Source organism: Pseudomonas taiwanensis, from assembly GCF_013393345.1.
In the GTDB taxonomy this organism is placed as follows: Bacteria; Pseudomonadota; Gammaproteobacteria; order Pseudomonadales; family Pseudomonadaceae; genus Metapseudomonas; species Metapseudomonas resinovorans_C.
Genome location: NZ_QJRF01000040.1, coordinates 204,962 through 224,982, shown reverse-complemented (window position 1 = coordinate 224,982; position 20,021 = coordinate 204,962). Strand labels below are relative to the sequence as shown.

16 protein-coding genes and 1 pseudogene are annotated in these 20,021 nt (G+C 57.6%); 8 read left to right on the top strand and 9 right to left on the bottom strand.

The genetic code is table 11. The annotated features are described in order from the left end of the window. Nucleotides 1-111: 111 nt before the first annotated feature. Both DM872_RS06995 and DM872_RS06990 read left to right on the top strand, forming a co-directional pair. Nucleotides 112-1,185 carry an amidohydrolase family protein gene (locus DM872_RS06995; RefSeq protein WP_179058778.1) on the top strand — a complete coding sequence of 358 codons (1,074 nt, stop codon included), beginning with the start codon at nucleotides 112-114 and terminating at the stop codon, nucleotides 1,183-1,185. A 65-nt stretch (nucleotides 1,186-1,250) separates the two neighbouring features. Continuing rightward, nucleotides 1,251-2,453, top strand: coding sequence for an amidohydrolase family protein (locus DM872_RS06990; RefSeq protein WP_179058777.1), 1,203 nt, complete (start codon nucleotides 1,251-1,253; stop codon nucleotides 2,451-2,453). Nucleotides 2,454-2,545: 92 nt separating this feature from the next. On the opposite strand, the gene DM872_RS06985 is transcribed toward DM872_RS06990, so the two are convergent. The 4 genes from DM872_RS06985 to DM872_RS06970 form a co-directional block, all read right to left on the bottom strand. Next, nucleotides 2,546-4,474: an acyl-CoA synthetase gene (locus tag DM872_RS06985; protein ID WP_179058776.1), complete on the bottom strand. Its 1,929-nt coding sequence runs from the start codon at nucleotides 4,472-4,474 to the stop codon at nucleotides 2,546-2,548. Continuing rightward, a complete protein-coding gene (locus tag DM872_RS06980) occupies nucleotides 4,474-5,430 on the bottom strand; it encodes a fumarylacetoacetate hydrolase family protein (protein WP_179058775.1) in 957 nt (318 codons plus the stop codon). The genes DM872_RS06985 and DM872_RS06980 overlap by 1 nt, the downstream gene beginning before the upstream one ends. A 123-nt stretch (nucleotides 5,431-5,553) precedes the next feature. Then, nucleotides 5,554-6,624, bottom strand: coding sequence for a VOC family protein (locus DM872_RS06975; RefSeq protein WP_179058774.1), 1,071 nt, complete (start codon nucleotides 6,622-6,624; stop codon nucleotides 5,554-5,556). Between the two features lie 88 nt (nucleotides 6,625-6,712). Continuing rightward, on the bottom strand, nucleotides 6,713-7,327 hold the full coding sequence (locus DM872_RS06970; protein WP_179058773.1) for a TetR/AcrR family transcriptional regulator: 615 nt from the start codon (nucleotides 7,325-7,327) through the stop codon (nucleotides 6,713-6,715). A 772-nt stretch (nucleotides 7,328-8,099) separates the two neighbouring features. Between DM872_RS06970 and DM872_RS06965 the strand changes: the two genes are divergently transcribed. Genes DM872_RS06965 through DM872_RS06955 form a run of 3 tightly spaced genes read left to right on the top strand, consistent with a single transcriptional unit; the run spans nucleotide 8,100 to nucleotide 11,852 of the window. Continuing rightward, the gene (locus tag DM872_RS06965; RefSeq protein WP_179058772.1) at nucleotides 8,100-9,926 is read left to right on the top strand and encodes a Mu transposase C-terminal domain-containing protein; all 1,827 of its coding nucleotides are present in this window, start codon (nucleotides 8,100-8,102) and stop codon (nucleotides 9,924-9,926) included. Continuing rightward, complete coding sequence (locus DM872_RS06960) at nucleotides 9,927-10,781, top strand: TniB family NTP-binding protein (RefSeq protein ID WP_179058771.1); 855 nt, start codon at nucleotides 9,927-9,929, stop codon at nucleotides 10,779-10,781. It begins immediately after the preceding gene. 33 nt (nucleotides 10,782-10,814) lie between these two features. Then, nucleotides 10,815-11,852, top strand: coding sequence for a hypothetical protein (locus DM872_RS06955; RefSeq protein WP_179058770.1), 1,038 nt, complete (start codon nucleotides 10,815-10,817; stop codon nucleotides 11,850-11,852). Between the two features lie 532 nt (nucleotides 11,853-12,384). Here DM872_RS06955 and DM872_RS06950 read toward each other — a convergent pair. After that, nucleotides 12,385-13,383, bottom strand: coding sequence for a DNA-binding protein (locus tag DM872_RS06950; protein WP_179058769.1), 999 nt, complete (start codon nucleotides 13,381-13,383; stop codon nucleotides 12,385-12,387). A 179-nt stretch (nucleotides 13,384-13,562) separates the two neighbouring features. Between DM872_RS06950 and DM872_RS06945 the strand changes: the two genes are divergently transcribed. Further along, the gene (locus DM872_RS06945; RefSeq protein ID WP_179058768.1) at nucleotides 13,563-14,552 is read left to right on the top strand and encodes a site-specific integrase; all 990 of its coding nucleotides are present in this window, start codon (nucleotides 13,563-13,565) and stop codon (nucleotides 14,550-14,552) included. Here DM872_RS06945 and DM872_RS06940 read toward each other — a convergent pair. From DM872_RS06940 to qhpR, 4 genes and pseudogenes are all read right to left on the bottom strand, one after another. Next, nucleotides 14,524-14,715, bottom strand: coding sequence for a DUF7740 domain-containing protein (locus DM872_RS06940; protein WP_179058767.1), 192 nt, complete (start codon nucleotides 14,713-14,715; stop codon nucleotides 14,524-14,526). The genes DM872_RS06945 and DM872_RS06940 overlap by 29 nt on opposite strands. 39 nt (nucleotides 14,716-14,754) lie before the next feature. Continuing rightward, nucleotides 14,755-15,014 (bottom strand): annotated as a pseudogene (locus tag DM872_RS06935) (IS5/IS1182 family transposase); the annotation flags it as partial. 232 nt (nucleotides 15,015-15,246) lie between these two features. After that, nucleotides 15,247-16,308, bottom strand: coding sequence for an AraC family transcriptional regulator (locus tag DM872_RS06930; RefSeq protein WP_218649107.1), 1,062 nt, complete (start codon nucleotides 16,306-16,308; stop codon nucleotides 15,247-15,249). After that, nucleotides 16,301-17,326, bottom strand: a complete 1,026-nt coding sequence (qhpR, locus tag DM872_RS06925) for an AraC-like transcriptional regulator QhpR (RefSeq protein ID WP_179058766.1) — start codon at nucleotides 17,324-17,326, stop codon at nucleotides 16,301-16,303. Before qhpR ends, DM872_RS06930 begins: the two co-directional genes overlap by 8 nt. A gap of 236 nt (nucleotides 17,327-17,562) precedes the next feature. Between qhpR and DM872_RS06920 the strand changes: the two genes are divergently transcribed. Together DM872_RS06920 and DM872_RS06915 are read left to right on the top strand one after the other, a co-directional pair. Then, nucleotides 17,563-17,712, top strand: a complete 150-nt coding sequence (locus DM872_RS06920) for a hypothetical protein (protein WP_179058765.1) — start codon at nucleotides 17,563-17,565, stop codon at nucleotides 17,710-17,712. A 134-nt stretch (nucleotides 17,713-17,846) separates the two neighbouring features. Further along, nucleotides 17,847-19,958 carry a 3-hydroxyacyl-CoA dehydrogenase NAD-binding domain-containing protein gene (locus DM872_RS06915; protein WP_179058764.1) on the top strand — a complete coding sequence of 704 codons (2,112 nt, stop codon included), beginning with the start codon at nucleotides 17,847-17,849 and terminating at the stop codon, nucleotides 19,956-19,958. Nucleotides 19,959-20,021 lie beyond the last annotated feature (63 nt).

Below are 20,021 nucleotides of genomic sequence, written 5' to 3'. Positions count from 1 at the left end.
CTGTGTCGGATCGCAGCCTTGCAGCACGACGACTGAAGTCGAAGTCGTCTGCGCCTAGAGCTCTCACGGAGCTACAACGGCGCTGATTCCCCGCACTGACCAGAGGTTTCCATGCCAGTAAAACAAGGTCGCATAGATGTTCACCATCACGTCATCCCGCCTGCTTTCGTGGAGGTGATGCAGGCCAAGGGTATTACCAAGGTGGCGGGTGCACCGTTGCCAAGTTGGGATGCGGCGAAATCCATCGATGTGATGGACGCCAACGGGATCCAGACCGCCATCACCTCGCTTTCCGCTCCTGGCGTACATTTTGGTGATGGCCCTCGGCAAGCCAGTGATCTGGCACGTCGCTGCAACGAATTTTCTGCCGAGATGAGTGCGCGCTATCCCGGGCGCTTCGGCTCGTTCGCCGTTCTGCCTACGCCCTTCATCGCAGAGGCTTGTGCAGAAGCCATTCATGCGCTGGAAACCTTGCACGCCGACGGAGTTGTGCTCTTGGGGAGCACCGATGGGGTGTTTCTCGGCGACGCCCGATTCGATGAGTTGATGGCCGAATTGAACCGTCGTGATGCCACGGTCTTCGTGCATCCCAACCTGCATGCCACCAGTGTGAACATTGGCTTGCCGATGCCCGGATTCCTGATCGAATTCCTCTGCGATACCACACGTGCTGCGGTGAACCTGATCCGCACCGGCACGCTGGACAAGTACCCGAATGTTCGCTGGATCCTTGCCCACTCCGGGGGCTTCCTGCCGTTCGTGGCGGGGCGGGTGGCGGATTCAGGTGCAGTACCCGTGCTGGGGGAAAAAACGCCTCAGGAAATGCTTGGCTACATTCGGCGCTTCTACTACGACACGGCGTTGTCGCCCTCGCGCTATTCCATGGCGGCGCTCAAGGAGCTGATCGATCCGTCACATCTCCTGTTCGGCAGTGATTTTCCGTTCGCTCCCGCGCCGGTAACCGCCTTGCAGTGCCAGACGTTGGACGCTTCTGACTTGTGGTCATCAACTGGACAGTACGGAATCAACCGTGGTCACGCCTTGCAGTTGTTCCCCAAGTATCGACTTGCGTCGGAAGCGATCGTGGCGGCGCCAGTATTTGAAGACGAATCCCTCTCCAGCCGCTTCAAGCGCGCCATGACGGGTCCCATGGGGAGCCTGACTGAAAGTATGCGTGACCGCTGATTGCCCTTTGCGCGTGCCAGGGCTGCCAATGCCCTCGGAAATAATTCCAAGAACAAGAGGTTGTTATGAAACGTCGTGAATTCGTTGCCGGTGCGAGTGCTCTTGTGGGAGCAGGCCTGCTTGCGGGCAGTGCAAGTGGTGCCTCGTCGGGAAGCGCCGGCGTAGCGATACCAGCTGTCGAGGCGGAATCGAGCCGAGTAACGGAAAACATCTCGGCAGGCCGAATCGATGTCCACCACCACATATTCAGTCCCGCGCTGCGCGAATGCTTGCAGCGTCATCACGTCCACCAGCTCGCAGGTAACGCCATCCCCGACTGGACTCCGGAATCATCGCTGGGGGCAATGGAGCGGAGCGGAGTGCGAACTGCAATCACCTCAGTCGTGATGCCAGGGCTCAGCCTGGAAAAGAGCGAGCTCGTCCATGTATCCCGCAGCAGTAATGAGTACTCCGCCGATCTGGTGCGCCGATATCCAGGACGTTTTGGTTTCTTTGCCCATGTGCCACTGCCTTTCACCGATAACGCCTGTGCGGAAGCAATTCATGCGTTGGACACGCTGAATGCCGACGGCGTGGTGCTGTTGGCAAGCAATGGCGAGAAATTCCTAGGGGATGAGTCCTTCGATGAGTTGATGGGCGAGCTGGATCGGCGTCAGGCCACCGTGTTCGTCCACCCCAATCTGCACCCGTCCACGGTCGAGTTAGGCCTGGATATGCCGCCGGGCTTGCTGGAGTTTTCCTGTGACCTGACCAGGGCCGGATTGAACCTGATTCTCTCCGGCACCATGGAGCGCTACCCACATATTCGCTGGATATTGGCCCATGCAGGCGGTTTTCTGCCGTACGTGGCCTGGCGCGTGTCCCTCGCCAACGCAATGCCGGAATTTAGCGACAAGGCGGCATTGGGAGTCCTCAACTACCTGCGGCGCTTCTATTTCGACACAGCCTCGTCGGCATCGCGCTACTCCATGGCCACACTACGTGAGCTGGTGGAGCCATCCCGCATTCTGTTCGGCAGCGATGCGCCCTACGAAACGGAAGGCCAGACACTCGCCCAGATCACTGCGCTTGGGAAAGACGGATTCTGGTCAGCGCAAATGGTCGGCGGTGTCGAGCGTGAGCATGCATTGAGCCTCTTCCCACGGTTCAGGCTGGAGGGTGAAGTGGTTGCTGCAGCGCCGCTGTATGACCATGAACCCTGGTCGGGACAGATGAAGCGCCAGATGCTCCAACCGCTTCGTTCACTGGCGCAGAATATGCGGAAGTAAGGCTGCAGCAAGTCATGTCATCGAAGGGGCAGGGGATGCATCTCATCCACTGCCCCTTGTCGTTACTGTGTGCGGGTCACCTGGTGCGCGTGTCACGCTGACGGGGTCACTGCGGGAGAGGGGGTGAGCCAGTCGATCTGGAAGCTGTAGCGACCCAAGGCGCACGCCAAAGGCTCTCGCCATACTCCAGTTTCAACCTGAGCGACCAGCCCGCGCCGGGCATCCTGGACAACCTCCACAGAGACCTCTGCAAAGCCAAGTGCTGACGCTTCCTCACGGATTACGCGGGCGATCTCCCGCTGCTGTAGCGCCGGCTTGAAGATCTTGCCAACCGGGGTCACCGGCAGCGCATCGAGAATCTCTATGCGTTTGGGAACGGCTGCGCGTTCGCTGATCCTCTCTGTGGCGAATGCCAGCAGCTCGGTACTGTCCGTGCGCTGGCCAGTGCTCAACTGCACGTAGGCAACCGGCACTTCGCCGGCATGCGCATCAGGGCTGCCAACGGCCGCCACCAGCGCCACCGCGGGATGGGCCTGGAGTGCCTCCTCGATCTGCTTCGGGTCGATGTTGTGACCTCCCCGAATGATGAGTTCCTTCTTGCGCCCCGTGAGCCAGAAGTAACCCTCGGCGTCTTGGCGACCAAGGTCGCCCGTATTCAGCCAGCGACGGCCCCCAATCTCGATCCATACGCCCCGATTGTGGCTTGGGTCGAGATAGCCGCAGAACACATTGGGGCCATGGATGGCGATTACGCCAACCTCGTCTGGCTCGGCATCACGCAGGTACTCGCCCTGATCATTGAGCATCACCGCGCGCATTTCCTGGTAGGCGAGGCGCAGGCCGATGGAGCCGATCCGCCGTTCACCCTCTGGCGGGTTGGTCGAGGACACGCAGGCGCCTTCGGTCAGCCCGTATCCCTCGAGGATGCGCACGCCAATCCGTTGCTCGAACTCGCGGAACAGCTCTACCGGCATGGGTGCTGCGCCACACAGGGCGTACTGCAGGCTGGACAGGTCACGGTCACCGACCGGCTGCTGGAGCAGAGCGGAATAGACGGTGGGAACACCGGAGAAGAAGTTGATGCCGAAGTGCTCCGCCATCGCCCAGAAATTCTGGATCACCGCAGGGCCGCGATAGCCTTGTGGCGTGCCGATGATCACGCGGTCGCCGTGGGTCCAGGGCATCAGGCCGGTGACCAGTTGGCCATTGACGTGGAACAGCGGCAGGCCGCAGAAGATGACCTGGCCAGGTGGGCGCGGCTGCATGTTGGCGGCCATCGCCCAGGCATTGAAGACCTCGGACCCATGGGTTCGGATGGCGAGCTTCGGCAAGCCAGTGGTGCCGCCTGTACAGAAGTAGGACGAAGCCTCGTCGGATCGAATCTGACGGCCACTGACCAGCCGATTTCTTGGCTGGCGGAGCATGAGCGCGCGTAGATCGTGAATACGAAGATTTTTGTGCCGTGCTTTCTCGCGCCGCGCCATCCAGCGCAGGGCGACCTTGGCGAGAGGGCTGACATACGCCGCCATACTCACCCAGATGACATCGCGTACACCGGGCAAATGATCGAGTTGACTCGCCAGTTTTGGCCAGAGATCCGCCCCCGGCGTCGGTGCCAGGGTTACCACCACGCGAGCATTGGCGGCGCGCAACAGATCAGCGATCTGACTCGCCTCCAGCAAGGGGTTGATGGCCAGGACAATGCCAGCCGCTTCGCCACCCCAGATAGTGAAATGGGTTTCCGGGAGGTTCGGCAGCAGGAAAGCCACCACATCCGTCGGTCCGATCCCCAGACCGTGGAAAGCATTCGCTGCGCGGGTGATGTCGGCGAACAGTTTGGCGTACGTCCAGTCCCGAGTACGCTGGAACTTTCTGGCGTCGAGAAAGAAGCTCAAGGCTGTTGCGTGGGGACGTTCCGCAGCACATTGCTGCAAGGCCGCGTAAGTATTGGAGGGCAGTTCGCGGCGGGCGAGGGGGATGCTTTCCAGGGCCCGGATGTCGGCGAGGACTTTCACGGCCATCAGGCTTGCTCCACCACGAGGTTGCGTTGCACGCCCAGATCGACCACACCGTCGGCACTGCGAATGCTCGCCTCGACGACGTCGCCGCGATTGAGGTAATAGTCGCTGCGCGCTTCCTGGGCCTTCATGAACGCCTTCCATTTGACCGCCTCAGGTAGCAAGGCGGCGATGCGCTGCTTGGCGGGCGATGGTATCGACAGGGCGCAGCCAGCCGGCGTGCCGGTGGCGAGCAGGTCACCAGCGGCGAAGTCCTGCACGCCGGACAGTTCCGATAGCGTCTCCGCCGGGCCGAATACCAGGTTGGCGGTACTGTCGTTCTGGCGAACCTGGCCATTCACCGTGAGGCGCAGTTGGAGCTTGTTCAGGTAACTCATCTCTGTGGCGTCGAGCAGGCACAGGAAGGGGCCCACCGGGCCGAAGGTGCGGAAGCTCTTGCCCTTGTAGAACTGCATCTGCGGAATTTGGATGTCCCGGGCGGAATAGTCGTTAATGATCACCACACCGGCCACGAACTCATGGAGGTTGGCGTCGGTGACCTTCACCGTGCCGCTGATCTCGCGCTTGAGTACCAGGCCCAGCTCAATCTCGTAATCGAGGAAACGCACGTGGTGTGGTTTGATCAGGTCGCTGTCCGCCGCGACCATGCAGCTGCTGTCCTTGGTGAAAATCATGTTGAAGTGCTTGGCATCCGGGTCCATGCCCGACTCGATCATGTGCTGTCGGTAGTTGGCGCCCTGGCAGACGAAGCGCTGATTGCGGGTGACTGGCGAGAGCAACCGCACCTCGCCGAGTGCGAGCTCGCCGTCCTGCATCTGAGCGAGATCCTCCGCTCGTGTCTGTCGGATCAAGTCTCCCGTGGTCTCGAAGCGGCCAGGGATACGCGAAATGCGCCCCCGGCGGATTACACCCCAGTGCGTGTCATTCTGGTATTCGAAGCGGACAAGGTGGACGGGCATCGATTTGGCTCCTGGTACAACGATTGGCCGCTGGTTAGCGACGGTTGGCGAAGCTTTGTTGTAGGGGCAGGGCTGGCAGCAGCGCTTCGCTGGCCAGCAACACGGAGAATTTCGTGGCCGGGCCTAACCGAACATGCGCGCCAAAGTGATCAGCTTGCGCAGTGTCAGGTCTGGACTGCGCCGCAAGTTGCGCAGCAGTGCACGCAAATTGGCCAGGCTCATCCGTGGGCGGGTGAAGTCTCTCGGCATGCGCTGGCCCCATTGCGCCATTGCATCCGGGCTGACCTCATGCCAACCCGTGGGCCTCGTAGCGGTGAACAGGTCGCCATCGCAGTAGTGCTCATGCTTGTCGCCCCAGGGGTCCTGCCAGTAGTCGAAAATCTGGCTGCCGAGGATGTGTCTGCCGATACCCCAGGCATGCTTCCAGCCACGTTCCTGCAGGACGCGCTGGCCCATACCCACTGCGTCGGCATCGACCACCTCATAGGCACTGTGGCTGTAGGCAGCCATGAAGCCCTGGGCGATAGCCAGGGTGTGATGGTCCGCAGGCGCGTCTCCCAGGTCCAGGCGCATGAAGGCGACCGCTGGCGAGCCGTCCGGCAGCACCTGGACGTCACTCGGAATGAAGCCGAAATGCTGCGTGTACCAGGCGCAGGTGTCCTGAAAGTCGGCCACCTCCAGCACGACATGACCGAGGCGGATGACCTCCGGTGGCGCGATTGGCGGGCGCTGGGTGGAGTTGATGCGCGGCGCGTCATTGGCCAGATTGAGTGGGAGCGGGGGGCGATGCGGCAGGGGCGGGAGGGGCCTCTGACCCTGTATCGCCTCGACAAGGAATCCGCATGGATCGATCAGCCGTACAAGCTCTCCACCTCCAGGGGCGCCGACTTTTTCAATCTGTGTGGCACCCGGAAGCCGGCTGAGGCGCACCAGATCCTCACGGGTGGCCACGCTCAGGCCGAAGCCAATGAAACGAGGACGTTCGGCATGGTGGATGCGATAGCAGTAGGGCGCTTCGGCGGTACCCCGCAGGTAAATCACGTCCGCTTGGCGGTGACTGGTGACCAAACCGAAATCAGTCAGGAAACGCTCGGCGCGGTCCAGGTCGGGACGCTCGAAGATCAGGTGGATGAGGCCTGTCGCCTTGACCGTTGGCGCTGCGTTTCGAGCTGGCTGTTGAGCAGTATTGGACATTGTTCTTCTCCGGCGGCTTTCTTGGGGCCGAACGATGCCAACGCTCCTTGGTTGTCCAGGAGCGCGCGGTTAACGATTCGGCACTAAATCAATCGGGGCAGGGCAGAGGTGGCAGCTCTCCGGTGGCCAGGGCCACGGCTTCATCGGGGGCAATTCCGAGGGTCCGCAAGATCATCTCGGCGGTGTCCGAACCGGCCTCGCGCCATGTTTTGTGACCTTCCATCACCAGCAGCATCGCGCCCAACACGCTGCTGGCGATCATCGAGATGACGCTGAGTAATTGCTCCTGGCGGAACCGATAGCGCCCTTTGGAAAGGCCACTGAGCACGTCGGCTGTAGCCTGGCTGTAGAGCGTCTCGCGGAGCATGGGGGTGGTCATTGCGAAGCGGCTTAGAAAGGCACCCCATTGCGGCTCTTCATGGGCGCGCCGGATGAAGAAGCGAATACCGTTCGCCAGGCGCTGTCCGGGGTCTTCCAGGTGGCTGATGTTCTTCCTGATGCGTCGATGCATGTCCGCACTCAGTTGACTTGCCACGTGCTCGAAGAGCTGGTCCATCGTATCCACGTACTGGTAGATGGTGCCGCGCGCCACACCTGCTTCTTTCGCAAGATCCCTGATGCTTAGCTGGGTTGCGCCTCTTTCCGCGAACAGACGCAGTGCGGTCTGATGAATTCGGCGCTGCGCGGTGGTCATTGGCTCCATCAGATGTCTCCAAGATCTCTATTGGACATAATTGAACACGCATGTTCATAAATGGTCAATAGAGACTTCCAGTGAGTTGATGCGGAAAGCCCTCAGTTGGCCAGGCCTGGCCTGGCAGGGTCGCAATTTAGCTGCGCAATCAAACTGGGTGGTGGATCTGGCAGGCCCTGATGTACCCGACCTTGAAACTCCATGCAGACGCGTCTGCTTGGGATAGCAGCTGCCTGGCAGGCGCCGCGTATGGAGCTGCGAGATTGCAGCACAGACAATCTTTAGATCCGCGCATTGCAGCGTCTAACAGCTCCAGGCATTTCCTCAAATGCGCTGACGCTTCAAGCTCCAGCTGCAATTCGTCCTCGAGCTTCGCCAGCTATTCAGAAGTCAGTGGGATTTCGAAAAGCGAAGCTGCGTTCGCCATCCCATGATTACGTGAGCATCGTTAGCGTGAGGCGTCCTGCTTTGGCGGCGTCCAAGGTCCAGGAGCGCACGAAGGGCAGAATTTTCCAGGATTTACTTCTGAGAGCTAGCGCCGCTGGAATGCCTGCGACAGAGTCCGGGGATGATGGATTCGCAGGGCCAAAGATTTGTCAGTAGCGGATAAAAAGTAGATTTTACATAACCCTTTGTTCTATAACAAATTAACGAAAGATTGCGGGTTAAAATCATACTTTCCCTCCTCGATTCTTGAAAAAATCTAGTTTTTAACTAGCTTCTGCGCAAGCTAAGCACACCGTCCACACAAATTATCCTATCCCGACAGAGCGATTGAGCAATGGAGACTTCTATTGTCCCCGGTTTACACGTCGTAGTAGACGGAGAACCGGCAAAAGTAATTGACTGTCAAAGTAATGCAAGGGTTCGCGTATATTTGCTTTCTACAAGAATAGAAACCTCTGTTGATATAAGTGAAATAGTTCTGATTCCCACCAATTCATCGCAAGTTGACGGGGATGGTGAAAAACATTACAGCTTCAAATTCAGCGAGAATCTGTCTAATGAAGAAGTTGAGATTTGTCAAAAAAGAGAAGAGGCCGTTAGAGATTATCTTTCAGGTATACAGTCTCTAGAGGATTCTATGAGAATGACGGGCTTGAAGAGGGCCAGGTTTTATCAACTTCTAAAACGGTATGATCAGGAATTTGGCATATTGTCTTTAGCTAGATATTCAAGGGGGAGAAAACTGGGGCAAACCCGTCTCCCAAAGGAAATTGAGGAAATAATTAGAATTTCAATTAAAGAGAAGTTTAAGGGGAAGGCAGCCACTGTGGCCGCTGTCTATAGAGATGTGAAGAATAGGTGTGCTGAAAGTAAATTTCTTGTGCCTAGCCGATGGTCAGTCGCGTTAAGAGTTAAGAGGCTGGGTGTAAAAGAAACTCATAAATTAAAGCATGGTGCAGCGGCCGCGGAAGACCATTATGGCGCAAAACCCGGTAGGCACAATGTAAGTGCGCCACTTGAGTGGGTTCAGATGGATCACACGCTTGTGGATGTAATATTGTGCAGCGATATCGATCGAAAACCGCTAGGGCGACCATGGCTCACAGTACTAATAGATGTTTATTCTAGAGTTATAATTGGATATTACTTAGCCTACCATGCGCCGTCCACATTGAGCGTGGCATGTGCAGTCACTAATTCTGTATTTCCAAAACAGCCATATCTAAAGAGTCTCGATCGCGAGGATGTGAATTATCCATTCTTTGGCGTTATGAAAACCCTGCACATGGATAATGCGAAGGAGTTTAAAACTCCGAAGTTATCCAAGGCCTGCGCAATACATAATATTAATACTAAGTGGAGGCCGCTAGGGAAAAAACATTTCGGGGGCCACGTGGAGCGGTTAATCGGTACATTGATGACGACTCATGTTCACTTTTTGCCAGGCACTACCTTGTCCAACACCCAGAAGCGGAAAGGTTATGACAGTGACAAAACTGCTGCGATGACATTTCGAGAGTTTTCAAGGTGGTTCGTGGGCGAGGTCGAGAAATACCATGGGGCAGAACACAGGGCACTGGGTATGGCTCCGGCTGAAAAATGGATTGAGTACTTCTCATCGGCAGGAGGGTATACATATCCTCCCCTGGTAAACGATCCATTTAGGTTTAGGCTTGACTTTATGCCTGAGATACGAAGATCCATTCATGCCAAGGGTGTAGTAATTAGTAATTTATGGTACTGGTCTCCTGCACTAACTCCATATATAGGCAGAGGAAATGTAATTGTAAAATATGATCCTTTCTCCATGCAGAAAGTTTGGGTAAAAATCGACGGTGAATATATTGCAATAAATTACTCCGATGTGACAAAGGCTGACATAAGTTTTGAGGAGCATCGAATCTCAAAACTTAAGCCGGGCGGCAAAAGTATAAGTGCATGGATGCACCATGAAGATAGGGCTGATAAAACGAGGAAAAATGAAGATATAGTCAAGGAAAGCAAGAAGCTAACCAGAAGAGCGCGTAAAAGGGAGGCGGCCGAGCGCGAATATCTTGGAAGTCACCTTCATGAAAATTATTCTAAACCGCAGTTGCAAGTTTCGGTCGAGAGCATTAACTACTCCGAGAAGCCTTCGCCATTTGACAGTGAGGATGCCTAGGTGAACTTCAATCACGTAAAGGAGTCTCGAAGGGCATTGTTTGATCTTGGCATGGAAGAAAGGGTGCAGGTTCTTAGTCAAGAAATATGGGTTGACATCCCGCAGGCGTCGGATGTTCTGCGAGCAATATCTAATATTTTAGAAGTTCCGAGAACAACTCAAGCCCCGTGTATGCTGGTTTGCGGAGAGCCTGGAACCGGAAAGTCTAGCCTTGTTGGGCAATTGTTGAAGAAGTACGAGAAATCACAGGACTCGCGATTAGCGTTTATGAATCTTGCAGAGGACGTCGGTAGCCTTAAGTTCAAAGAGCGAATTTTGGTTGCGATGGGGATCCCGCTTGTTGCCTCAAGAAAGGCGGGAACAATGCCATCGGAACTAGCGGCTTTCATTCGCCTAAGAAATATAAGGGGAATTGTCATCGATGAATTTCACGACGCCCTGTTACTTGGCAAGGTTGAGCAGCAGCGAAATCTTTCAGTTCTCAAAAGTCTCTCTGGCCCTCCATACTTTATCTCTGTGATTGGATTTGGCACCGATTACGCTAAACATGCGCTGAACCATGATTCCCAGTTGTCGAGGCGATATCACATGATGCTTCTGCATCCGTGGACTGAAAATGAAACGTTCCGAAGATTTTTGGCTAGCATTGAAGAAAACCTACCATTGAAACACCCCTCGGCGCTGTACTCACCTGAGATTGTTAAGTTCTTGCTAAAAGAGACCGGTGGCGTGATGGGGTTGGTGGTTGATTTAATAAAGTCTGCCGCGGCATACGCGATTTTTTGTGGAGAGGAGAGGATTTCAATCGAAATGTTAGAGAAGGCAAAGCTCAGTCGATGGGGGTACGGCAAATAATCGGTGAGACCTCGCTCGGGTTCAGGAGATGACATGAAAATAAGAGGCTTACCTGCGTCAGTTTGCGGAGAGACACTCTACTCTTGGTCTTTTCGTTGTGCACAAAGAAAATATCAGTGCTTGGATGCTGCCTGGCTAAGGGTAAGTCAGATTTATAACTCCAGCGATTCTCGTTTTGAGGCACCGGTCAGGGAAGAAGATTTTCATGAGTTCTTTTTAGGGTGGAACATTCCTGAATATATTGTGTGGGGTGTTTTCAATTGCCAAAAATTGTTTCTTCTCGATAGTGATTTTCGCTCTTGTTACTGTCCGCACTGTTTGCTAAGTGATGTAAAGGAGTACGGACTTCCATGCTGGAGAATGAGTTGGTGCGATGTAAGATATGTTTATTGCCATGAGCATAAGTGCCTTTTGTCCTCGTTAAATTCTACCTGGGCGCTGCAAAATAAGGCGTGGCTCGCATTTTCTGATGCTGTAAATTACGGGATTCCGAGAGGGCAGTTCGAAACTCCAAACGCAACGCATATAAATCTGCTCAATCAATTTAATAGGCTAATCAGTCGTGTTCAGCGAGCGTTTATGCAGGTGCAGTCATCAGGCTTGAGGAGTGCTTCTTGCGAAGGAAGACCCGATGATGAGTTAGATCTGGGCTGCGTTTATATTTTGGTTTTCTCTTTACTACTTAGGCTTAGAACTACTCGTGTCCCGGCCGGTGTTGCGAGATATCTTCTCTCTGATGATTGTGTAACGATAGCTCATGGCGACTTCACGTATGATGAATGTCTCAGGATGGGGGTTGCTAGAAGCAATCCGAATCAAAGAATGGTTGCTTTGTTATTGCTCGGCTGGATCGTTGGTCTATTCAACGAAAGTGAGGTAAAAGTTATCTCAAGAGTAGTGGAAGCAGCGAGATTTGTGTGGCCCCGTTCCCTTAAAGATCTTGGGCGTATGGCGGGCGACGCTGTGGGTGGAGATTCGGTTATCAAGGTATTCGAAGGAAAATATCGAGGTCCGGATGCTTTTGGTAGTAACTTAATCCTATTCGTCGCAGGGCTAAAACAAAGTTCCTGACGAATCAGGTAGCTTTGAAAAGAAATGCGCATCGTTTCAATGGATTTAGCGCTATAAATGTCTTGACATACTTTTGTGTATCGTATCTACCTGTCCCGAGTCCTAGGACACGGGACAAAGAGAACACGCGTTTTTCAGCGATGCAATGGCCATTTAGGCGACAAATCAGACCAAGACACTTGGATTACGGCTGGTGTCGACAATTGCGATCAATGGTCAATCTGCTGGCTGTTGCGCTGGGCGTGACGTAGGTGAAGCAACCGCGCGCCGCCGAACTTAGCTAGCCCTGTATCGCCGGAGCCCGTATGGGTAGGTTCTTCGAGAGGTTGGGGTGGCCCCGAGAGCATTACATCACCACGGTGGGAAAGTTGCGAAGCAGCCGCGTGACCTCAGCCCGGATAATCTCCTTGCGGCCCAGCTTTCAGGGAGGCTCGACAAGAAACTCCCGGGTTCGCACTATGGCACAGGTATGTTTGTGGAGGAGGGCGTGTCATTTGCGCCTCCTCGGTAACCTCAGCAGCGTCTTCCGGATTCAGGTGTGATTCTGTTCACCGGCCTCCGCTGGAGGCTTTCCATCGAGTTTTGGCTGCCCCAGAGCTCCGATCAGGCGCTCCTGGAGGTCCTGCATCTGTCGACCCTGAGTGTCCCGGGCTTCGCTCAGGCGGATAACTTCACCCTGTAGACCATCGCAGCGTTCCTGCAAGGCGCTGTTCTCCTGCTCAACCTGGGCCCAAGTGTGCATCCCTCTCGCCAGGGTCTGTTCGCGTTGCTCCAGTTGCCGCTGCAGAGATTGCAGGTCTTTCTGTTGCTGACGGGCTTCCGCTAACAGGCGAGAGTTATCGCGGTTGAGCTGGGTCAACTCGTCCTGTTTGATCATCAGCGTTTGTTGCAGCTGCCGCATTTCCAATTGCAGCTGCTGCACCTGCGTCTCGTGACGGCGCTGTTCATGCTCGCGCTGATCCTTGCTGGCCTGCCGGAAGTGCTCCAGAGCATCCCGGGCATGTTGATGCTTCTCCTCCAGCGAACGGATCTGCCCCTCGCGGTCCTGCAGGCGGGCTTCTTGGTCGTGCTCGGCTTGCTGCAGCCGCGCCACCTCGACGTCCGCCAGCTGACGTAACTGCTGTTCCTGCTGCAATCCCTGCTGCACGACCTGTAACTGCTCGGTGAGAGTGGCGTAGGACGTTTCAAGCTGCTGGTTACGAATTTCCAGTTGGTGAATCTGGTCGTGGTAACCGCGGCGCTCCTGGGCCAACTGCTCACGCTCCTGGGCCACGGCGGCGCGCGCTTCGTCCTGCATCTGCTCAGCCAACTGGTTCACGAGGTTCGCCAACTGCTCACTGAAGCCAATCGGTGTCTTGGCGCGAGCCTGTTCTGTGGCCTCCAGCTCCTTCAAATAGCGGTGAATGGTGGTCTTCGAGCCGGTATTGCCCAGCTCAATCCGCACCGCATCAATGCTTGGGTGCTCGCTACGGGCGAGGAGGGCGGTACGGGCTTTCTGCACCACCGCCTTGTTGATCCCACCACGCGCCATTTCGACCTCCTACGATTTCGTACCGATATACATACTATGTATTTACATTCTAAATTTTGTACAAGTTTCTCGCCAGCTGATATCTAGATTAAGATTGGATAATCACGAATTATCCAACGTCAGTCCGGGTTTTGAACGAATTGGTGTCGAAAGGCGGTACGCCAAGGCGGGGAGGAGCGATGCAGCAGGACGTCGAGCGCTACCTGCAGGCCAGCACCCGGGCCAATACCCGGCGCAGCTACCAGCAGGCGATTGAGCACTTCGAGGTGAGCTGGGGTGGTCGCCTGCCGGCCACCAGCGACGCCATCGTGCGCTACCTGGTCGACCATGCCGGCACCCTCGCCAGCAGCACCCTGAAACTGCGCCTGGCCGCGCTGGCGCAGTGGCATGTCAGCCAGGGCTTTCCCGACCCGACCAAGACGCCGCTGGTGCGTCAGGTGCTGAAGGGCATCCGCACCCTGCACCCGAAACCCGAAAAGCAGGCCGAGCCGTTGCAACTGCGCGAGTTGGAGCAGTGCGTCATGTGGCTGGAACAGATCGGGGAAAGGGCGCGAACAGAGGGTGACCTGCCGCGGCTGCTGCGTTGTTGGCGCGACCGCGCGCTGTTGCTGATCGGGTTCTGGCGCGCCTTCCGCAGCGACGAGCTGTGCCGGCTGCAGGTCGAGCACATTCAGGTACGGGCCGGGGAGGGCATGCAGCTGTTCCTGCCGTGGAGCAAGGGCGACCGCGACAACCAGGGGCAGACCTACCCGGCGCCGGCGCTGGCGCGGCTGTGTCCGGTGCAGGCGTATTGCGACTGGATCAGCGTCGCCGGCATCGCGCGCGGGCCGGTGTTCCGCAGCATCGATCGCTGGGGGCACCTGAGCGAGCAGGCACTGCACCCACACAGCGTGATCCCGCTGCTCAGGGCGGTGTTGCAAGGGGCCGGGTTGCCGGCCGAGCTGTACAGCAGCCATTCGCTGCGCCGTGGTTTCGCTACCTGGGCCACGCGCAGCGGCTGGGATCAGAAGGCCCTGATGGGCTATGTCGGCTGGCGCGATGCCAAATCGGCGCTGCGCTACGTGGACAGCGCCGGCTTTTTTCCCGGCCAGTTGCGGCCGCTCTCGCCGAGCCTGGTGGTCGACGAGGTTCGGGGTCTGCCTAGTCCAAGTGCGCCGCCAAGTAGTTAACCAGGCGGAGCGGCTCGGCACTGTCGACAATGGCAAACATCAGGTCGCGCTTGCTGCGCGGTAGCAATTTGGTGCAGCGCTTGGCCGTAGCTTTGATGGCAGCGTTGTTGCCGTGAGTACGTCCCGCAAGGAAGAGGGCGAGGGTGGCGTCCTGAATGTTCACGGTGGTGCTCTATCGATGGTTGCCTCTTCTATCCATATCTCGAGAGACGAGATGCTCCGGTGCCTTGGCGATGCGTCGAGCTACGTCGCGAGTAGCCTCATGGATGTTGCGAACGATCTTTCGGTTCGGCGTGTTGGGCAGCACATTGATTTCAGCGGGCAGGTGGCGCAGGCGACTCGGCTAGAGCGGTAGATCATGGCGTTGGCCTTGGTTACCTGCGACCTCTGTTGGGTGAAGGCGCGCTATTCGCTGCGGAGCGGTTTGCCGGTTGGGCAGCGGCACTCATTGGCCTCCTGACTCCGACTGGACGGCAGAGTGGTACAGCATTGCTTCTTGAGTAGGTTGGCAGCGCCCGTAGAATGGACTCTCAAACAAGTATTGTGTGCTTTGGACAAATCGAGGGTTCGAATCCCTCCTTTACTGCCACTTTCCGTTTCAAGCAAACCCCTGATATTCCTAGTGAAGTCGGGTTTTTTCATTCTGCGATTACTGCCTGCTGCGCTACGATCGGAAAAATTCGACCAGGCCGCATCATGTCGCTCGTCGGCCACGCAATAGACGAGGTTGCCGTTTGGTGCTCTGTTGCCGTTGCCACTCCAGTGGCGTCGCGTTGAACCAGCGATGGAAAGCGCGGCTGAAGCCGCTGGGGTTGGAGTAGCCGAGTAAGCCTGCCAGCTGCGCCATGCTGATAGTGGGGTCCTGCAGGTAGTGGCCTGCCATGTCCTGGCGGGTGTCGTCCAGCAGATTTTGGAAGGATGTACCTTCCTGCGTCATGCGTCTCTGCAGCACGCGAGGATGGAGGGCCAGGCAGTCGGCGACTTTCTCCACAGTGGCGCGGCCGCTTGGAAGGAGATCGCGGAGCAATTGCCTGATGTATTGGGGGAGCTCATCGGCCGCAAGGCGCTCGATTCTGCCCAGGTGATCCGCAATCATTTGGCGCAATCCTTCATCTCCCGTACTGAGCGGCAAAGCGAGCGTCGCCGCGTCGAAGGCAAGGCCGGTGCAGTAGGAGGAGAAAGTTGGCCGGCACCTCAGGGCTTCCATGTAAGCGGGCGCCTGGTCGAGTGGGGGATGTCCCAGAAGTATCTTGTCAGGTTGCCAGGCGCCGCCCACCAACGTGCGCATCAGTTGCACGGCAACGCCGCATGCAAGCTCCTCAGCCTGGTACCGGCCGGGGGTATTGGCATCGTTGACTCTGAAGCTGAGGACGGCCTGTTTGCCTTGCACATCCAGGTCAATATTTGCCGCGCCGTTGTACAGGGAGAAGTTCGCGCGCAGTTCGGTAAAGGCATCACCGACACTTCCCGTATTGCGGATCAGGTACAGCAGATCGCCGAACACCGTGATGCCCTGATGAAGGCCATAGTGCAGCCCGAACAGCGATTTGCCCGACTGTCGGGCGCATAGTTCGAGCAGATCGCAGTAGCGGCGGTAGGAGATGATGCCATCTTGCCGCCTGAGGATATCTGCGGGGAGGGACGCCCTGCGCAGCATTTCCGCTGAGTTGAGCCCCAGGCTCGTAGCAAACTCATCGAAACCAGTCAGGCTAAGGGCTCGCACGAAGGGGGACAGCGAAATGCCGGCGTTATTCATCGGCGGCTCCGTCCGTTGTTTGTGTCAGACGCCTTTGCTGTTGCTTCCACTTCTGTGGGCTGGTCCCGGTCCAGCGGCTGAACGCGCGGGAGAAAGCGCCGAGGCTGTTGTATCCAAGTAGCCCGGAGAGCTGGGTCAGACTGATGGACGAGTCTCGCAGGTAACGGATGGCCATGGACTGCCGGGTGCTGTCGAGCAGTTGTTGAAATCCGGTACCTTCGGCCTGGAGGTAGCGTTGCAGCGTTCTGGGACTGAGCATCATCAATTCGGCGACCTGTTCGACGGTGACATTGCCGCCTGGGAGCCGGTTGCGCAAAAGCTTCTGCACGTAGTGCGGTAGCTCCTGCAAGTTGAGCTTCGCGAGCTCATCGAAGTGTCTCCGGATGAGCCGCTGGAAGCGATCATCGCTAGCGCTGAGTCTGGTAGCCAGCAGCGTGGCGTCGAAGACCAATGCGTTCACTGAGTTGTCAAACCGAGGGGCGATGCCTAGCAGTGAGCGGTATACCCCCGCTTTTTCAACAGGGGAATGACGCATGAGCAGTTCATTGGGCTTCCAGTCCCTGCCGATTAGCGTCTGTATGAGGCGCAATGCTACCGCCATGGCCAGCTCCACGGTTTGACGGACCGAGGCCGCATCAGCGTCCGTTACATCAAAGCGCAGGCGCACTTCGTTACCGTGTCGTTCGAGGCGGAGTTCCGCGCCGCTGCTGTGGACGTGGTAATAGCGGATCAGCGCTTCTAGTGCTTCGCCCAGGCAGCAGGAGCTGTTGATCAGGTAGAACAGGTCACCCACAGCGTGGGTGCCCTGGTGAAGTCCAAACTGCAAGCCAAAAAGCGGGTTATCTGTGCGTGCTGCGCAGAGCTCCAGTAGAGCAGCGAACCTTTCCCCCGAAATGGGCCCATCCAAGTCGTCTACGGGCAGTCCGATTTCGGCGAGGAGCGAGTGTGGGTCCAGTGCCTGGCTGCGGGCGAAATCGTCGAAGCCCAACAGGGCAATGCCCCGGACGAAGGAGGTCATTTCGAATCGCCTGGCGAGGGGACTGCTAAAGCCATGGGGCGCTCCCGCTGGGTGGTAGGTTGGATGCCCGCGACTGCTATCCGGCGATATGGCTGCTTTGGACGTCAATCATGATTTGAACATTTTGTGGCGTGATCTGTGAAGCTTTGCCGTTCGGCCAGACGCAAACTCAGGCCCGTGAGTCCAATAACAACAAGGTTCTGCATTCGGCCAATAGCTGAATGACGGAGGTCTCCATGCGCCAACTGCTGCTTGCTTGCCTGGTCGTGACCCTGATAACGGCGGTCATCTGTTACTCCAAAAAAGCGCCGGTTGAGGCTAGCGCCTCATATCCCCAGCCTGCTCGCATGATCTCCAGCATCGACGACGTGTTCAGACATCTCTGAGAGCAGTGAACGGCACCTGGGCCACGACTCAATGCAAGCCTGGCTGGGTCTGCCAGCAGGGAACGGACTCCAAGATTTGTTCAACATTCGAAGTTCCAGTCCGATTTACCCTGACGCTGTTAACAGGATGCCTAATGAGTGAGCTGATCCATTACCGCCTTGAGCAGGGTCTGGCCTTGATTGGTCTGGACCGCGCGCCGGTCAACGCGCTTGACCAAACTCTCCGCGCTGCCCTGTCCGATGCCTGTGAGCGTGCCGCGGCCGACTCCAGGGTGCAGGCCATCATTCTCCATGGCGAGCGTGGGCTGTTCAGCGCTGGGGCCGATATCAAGGAGTTCGGCACCGAAGCGTCATTCGCCGAGCCGGACCTGCCCAGCATGCTGATGCGCCTGGCCGCTATTCATAAACCGATGATCGCAGCCCTGGGTAAGGTCGCACTGGGTGGTGGATTGGAACTGGCCCTGGCTTGCGGATACCGCATCGGCGAACCGAGCCTGCGTGTCGGTCTTTCGGAGATCAACCTGGGGTTGCTGCCAGGGGCGGGTGGTACGCAACGTCTGCCGCGCCTGATCGGCGTTGAGTCCGCGCTGAACCTGATTCTCTCGGGCAAGCAGATCGATGCCGAGAATGCTCGTCTGTTGGGCTTGCTCGACCGCATCGCCCCCAGCACGGAGCGGTTGCTGGATGAAGCTCGCGAATATGCGTATGAGCTGATCGCCTGCCGGGCGCCGGCGCGGCCAGCGGAAGCTTGGCCGGAGCCGGCGGAGGGCCTGCCGGATGACTTCCTCGCCCGCTATCGCGCTGAGCACGAGCCGAGCTGGAAAAGCCGCCTTGCGCCGCGCTTGGTGCTGTCGGCCCTGGAGGCGGCCTCTCTGTTGCCGCTCGATGAGGGGCTTCTGAGGGAGTTGGCGCTGTTCAAACAGGCAGAGTCGTCTCGTCAGTCGAAGGCGCTTCGCCATGTGTTCTTTGCCGAGCGCGAGGCGGCCCGGATTCCAGGCGTGCCGGCCGATCTACCTCTGCGCAAAATCGCGCGAATCGCGGTGATAGGCGCCGGCACCATGGGCGGCGGGATTGCCATGAGCTTCGCCAATGCCGGTATACCGGTCGCCCTGCTGGAGACCGATGGCAAGGCCCTGGACCGTGGCCTGACACAGATTCGGGGTAACTACGAGATCAGCGTTCGACGTGGCAGGCTGCAAGCCGAGCAGGTGGAGTCGCGCATGGACCTGATCTTCGGCACGCTCGACTACGCCGACTTGTCCGAGGCCGACCTGGTGATCGAGGCTGTCTTCGAGAAGCTGGAGGTCAAGCAGCAGGTGTTCCGCACCCTGGAAAAGGTGTGCAAGCCGGGCGCGATCCTGGCGACCAACACCTCGTCGTTGGATGTAGACGCCATCGCGGCGACCGTGGCTCGCCCTCAAGATGTAGTAGGGCTGCACTTTTTCAGCCCCGCCAATGCCATGCGCTTGCTCGAGGTCGTGCGCGGCAGGGCCACCGCGCCCGACGTGCTGGCCACTACCCTGGACATCGCCAGGCGCATCGGCAAGTTGCCGGTGATTTCCGGCGTTTGTTTCGGTTTCATTGGCAACCGCATGCTCGAACCATATGCCCGCGAAGCCCATCGCCTGGTGCTGGAAGGCGCGACGCCGGCCCAGGTGGATCGCGTGCTTACTGACTTGGACCTGAACATGGGCGTATTCAGCATGCTCGACCTGGCCGGTATCGATGTGAATTTCCTGGTGCGCGATTCCAACCGGGACGCCATCGCCCACGACGAGAGCTACTGCCGCCTGGGCGACGAGCTGTACGCCATGGGGCGGTATGGCCAGAAGACCGGGCGAGGCTTCTACCTCTATGAGGGGCGGAATCGAAAAGACGACGCGGAGGTGATCGCCCTGGCCGAGCGCCTGGCGGACGAGCTGCAAATATCCCGGCGCCCGATTGACGACCAGGAAATTCTGGAGCGCTGCCTGTTCATGCTGATCAACGAAGGCATTCAACTGTTGGATGAGGGCATTGCCCTGCGCACAAGTGATATCGACCTGGTGTGGATCAACGGATACGGCTTCCCCGCCCACCTGGGCGGCCCTATGCACTACGCCGAGCAGCTGGGTCTCGATACTGTATTGCTTGGTCTTCAGCGCTACCGGCAGGGCCTGGGTGAATACGGCGAGATGTGGTTCAAACCGGCACCGCTGCTGAAGCGCCTGGTGGCCGCTGGCCGGAAGCGCATAGAGCGGTTCTAAGAGTCCCCCCTGCTCCGGAAGTGGGTTAGTTCAAGGGTGACCACGCCAGCCCTTGCACAGCAG

Excerpts from the sequence above, each read along its gene's own strand:
- DM872_RS06920 (WP_179058765.1), top strand. The coding sequence starts at position 17,563 with ATGCGCCAACTGCTGCTTGCTTGCCTGGTCGTGACCCTGATAACGGCG.
- DM872_RS06995 (WP_179058778.1), top strand. The coding sequence starts at position 112 with ATGCCAGTAAAACAAGGTCGCATAGATGTTCACCATCACGTCATCCCG.
- DM872_RS06955 (WP_179058770.1), top strand. The coding sequence starts at position 10,815 with ATGAAAATAAGAGGCTTACCTGCGTCAGTTTGCGGAGAGACACTCTAC.
- DM872_RS06915 (WP_179058764.1), top strand. The coding sequence starts at position 17,847 with ATGAGTGAGCTGATCCATTACCGCCTTGAGCAGGGTCTGGCCTTGATT.
- DM872_RS06945 (WP_179058768.1), top strand. The coding sequence starts at position 13,563 with ATGCAGCAGGACGTCGAGCGCTACCTGCAGGCCAGCACCCGGGCCAAT.
- DM872_RS06990 (WP_179058777.1), top strand. The coding sequence starts at position 1,251 with ATGAAACGTCGTGAATTCGTTGCCGGTGCGAGTGCTCTTGTGGGAGCA.
- DM872_RS06975 (WP_179058774.1), bottom strand. The coding sequence starts at position 6,624 with ATGTCCAATACTGCTCAACAGCCAGCTCGAAACGCAGCGCCAACGGTC.
- DM872_RS06985 (WP_179058776.1), bottom strand. The coding sequence starts at position 4,474 with ATGGCCGTGAAAGTCCTCGCCGACATCCGGGCCCTGGAAAGCATCCCC.
- DM872_RS06980 (WP_179058775.1), bottom strand. The coding sequence starts at position 5,430 with ATGCCCGTCCACCTTGTCCGCTTCGAATACCAGAATGACACGCACTGG.
- DM872_RS06930 (WP_218649107.1), bottom strand. The coding sequence starts at position 16,308 with ATGAATAACGCCGGCATTTCGCTGTCCCCCTTCGTGCGAGCCCTTAGC.
- DM872_RS06950 (WP_179058769.1), bottom strand. The coding sequence starts at position 13,383 with ATGGCGCGTGGTGGGATCAACAAGGCGGTGGTGCAGAAAGCCCGTACC.
- qhpR (WP_179058766.1), bottom strand. The coding sequence starts at position 17,326 with ATGACCTCCTTCGTCCGGGGCATTGCCCTGTTGGGCTTCGACGATTTC.
- DM872_RS06965 (WP_179058772.1), top strand. The coding sequence starts at position 8,100 with ATGGAGACTTCTATTGTCCCCGGTTTACACGTCGTAGTAGACGGAGAA.
- DM872_RS06970 (WP_179058773.1), bottom strand. The coding sequence starts at position 7,327 with ATGGAGCCAATGACCACCGCGCAGCGCCGAATTCATCAGACCGCACTG.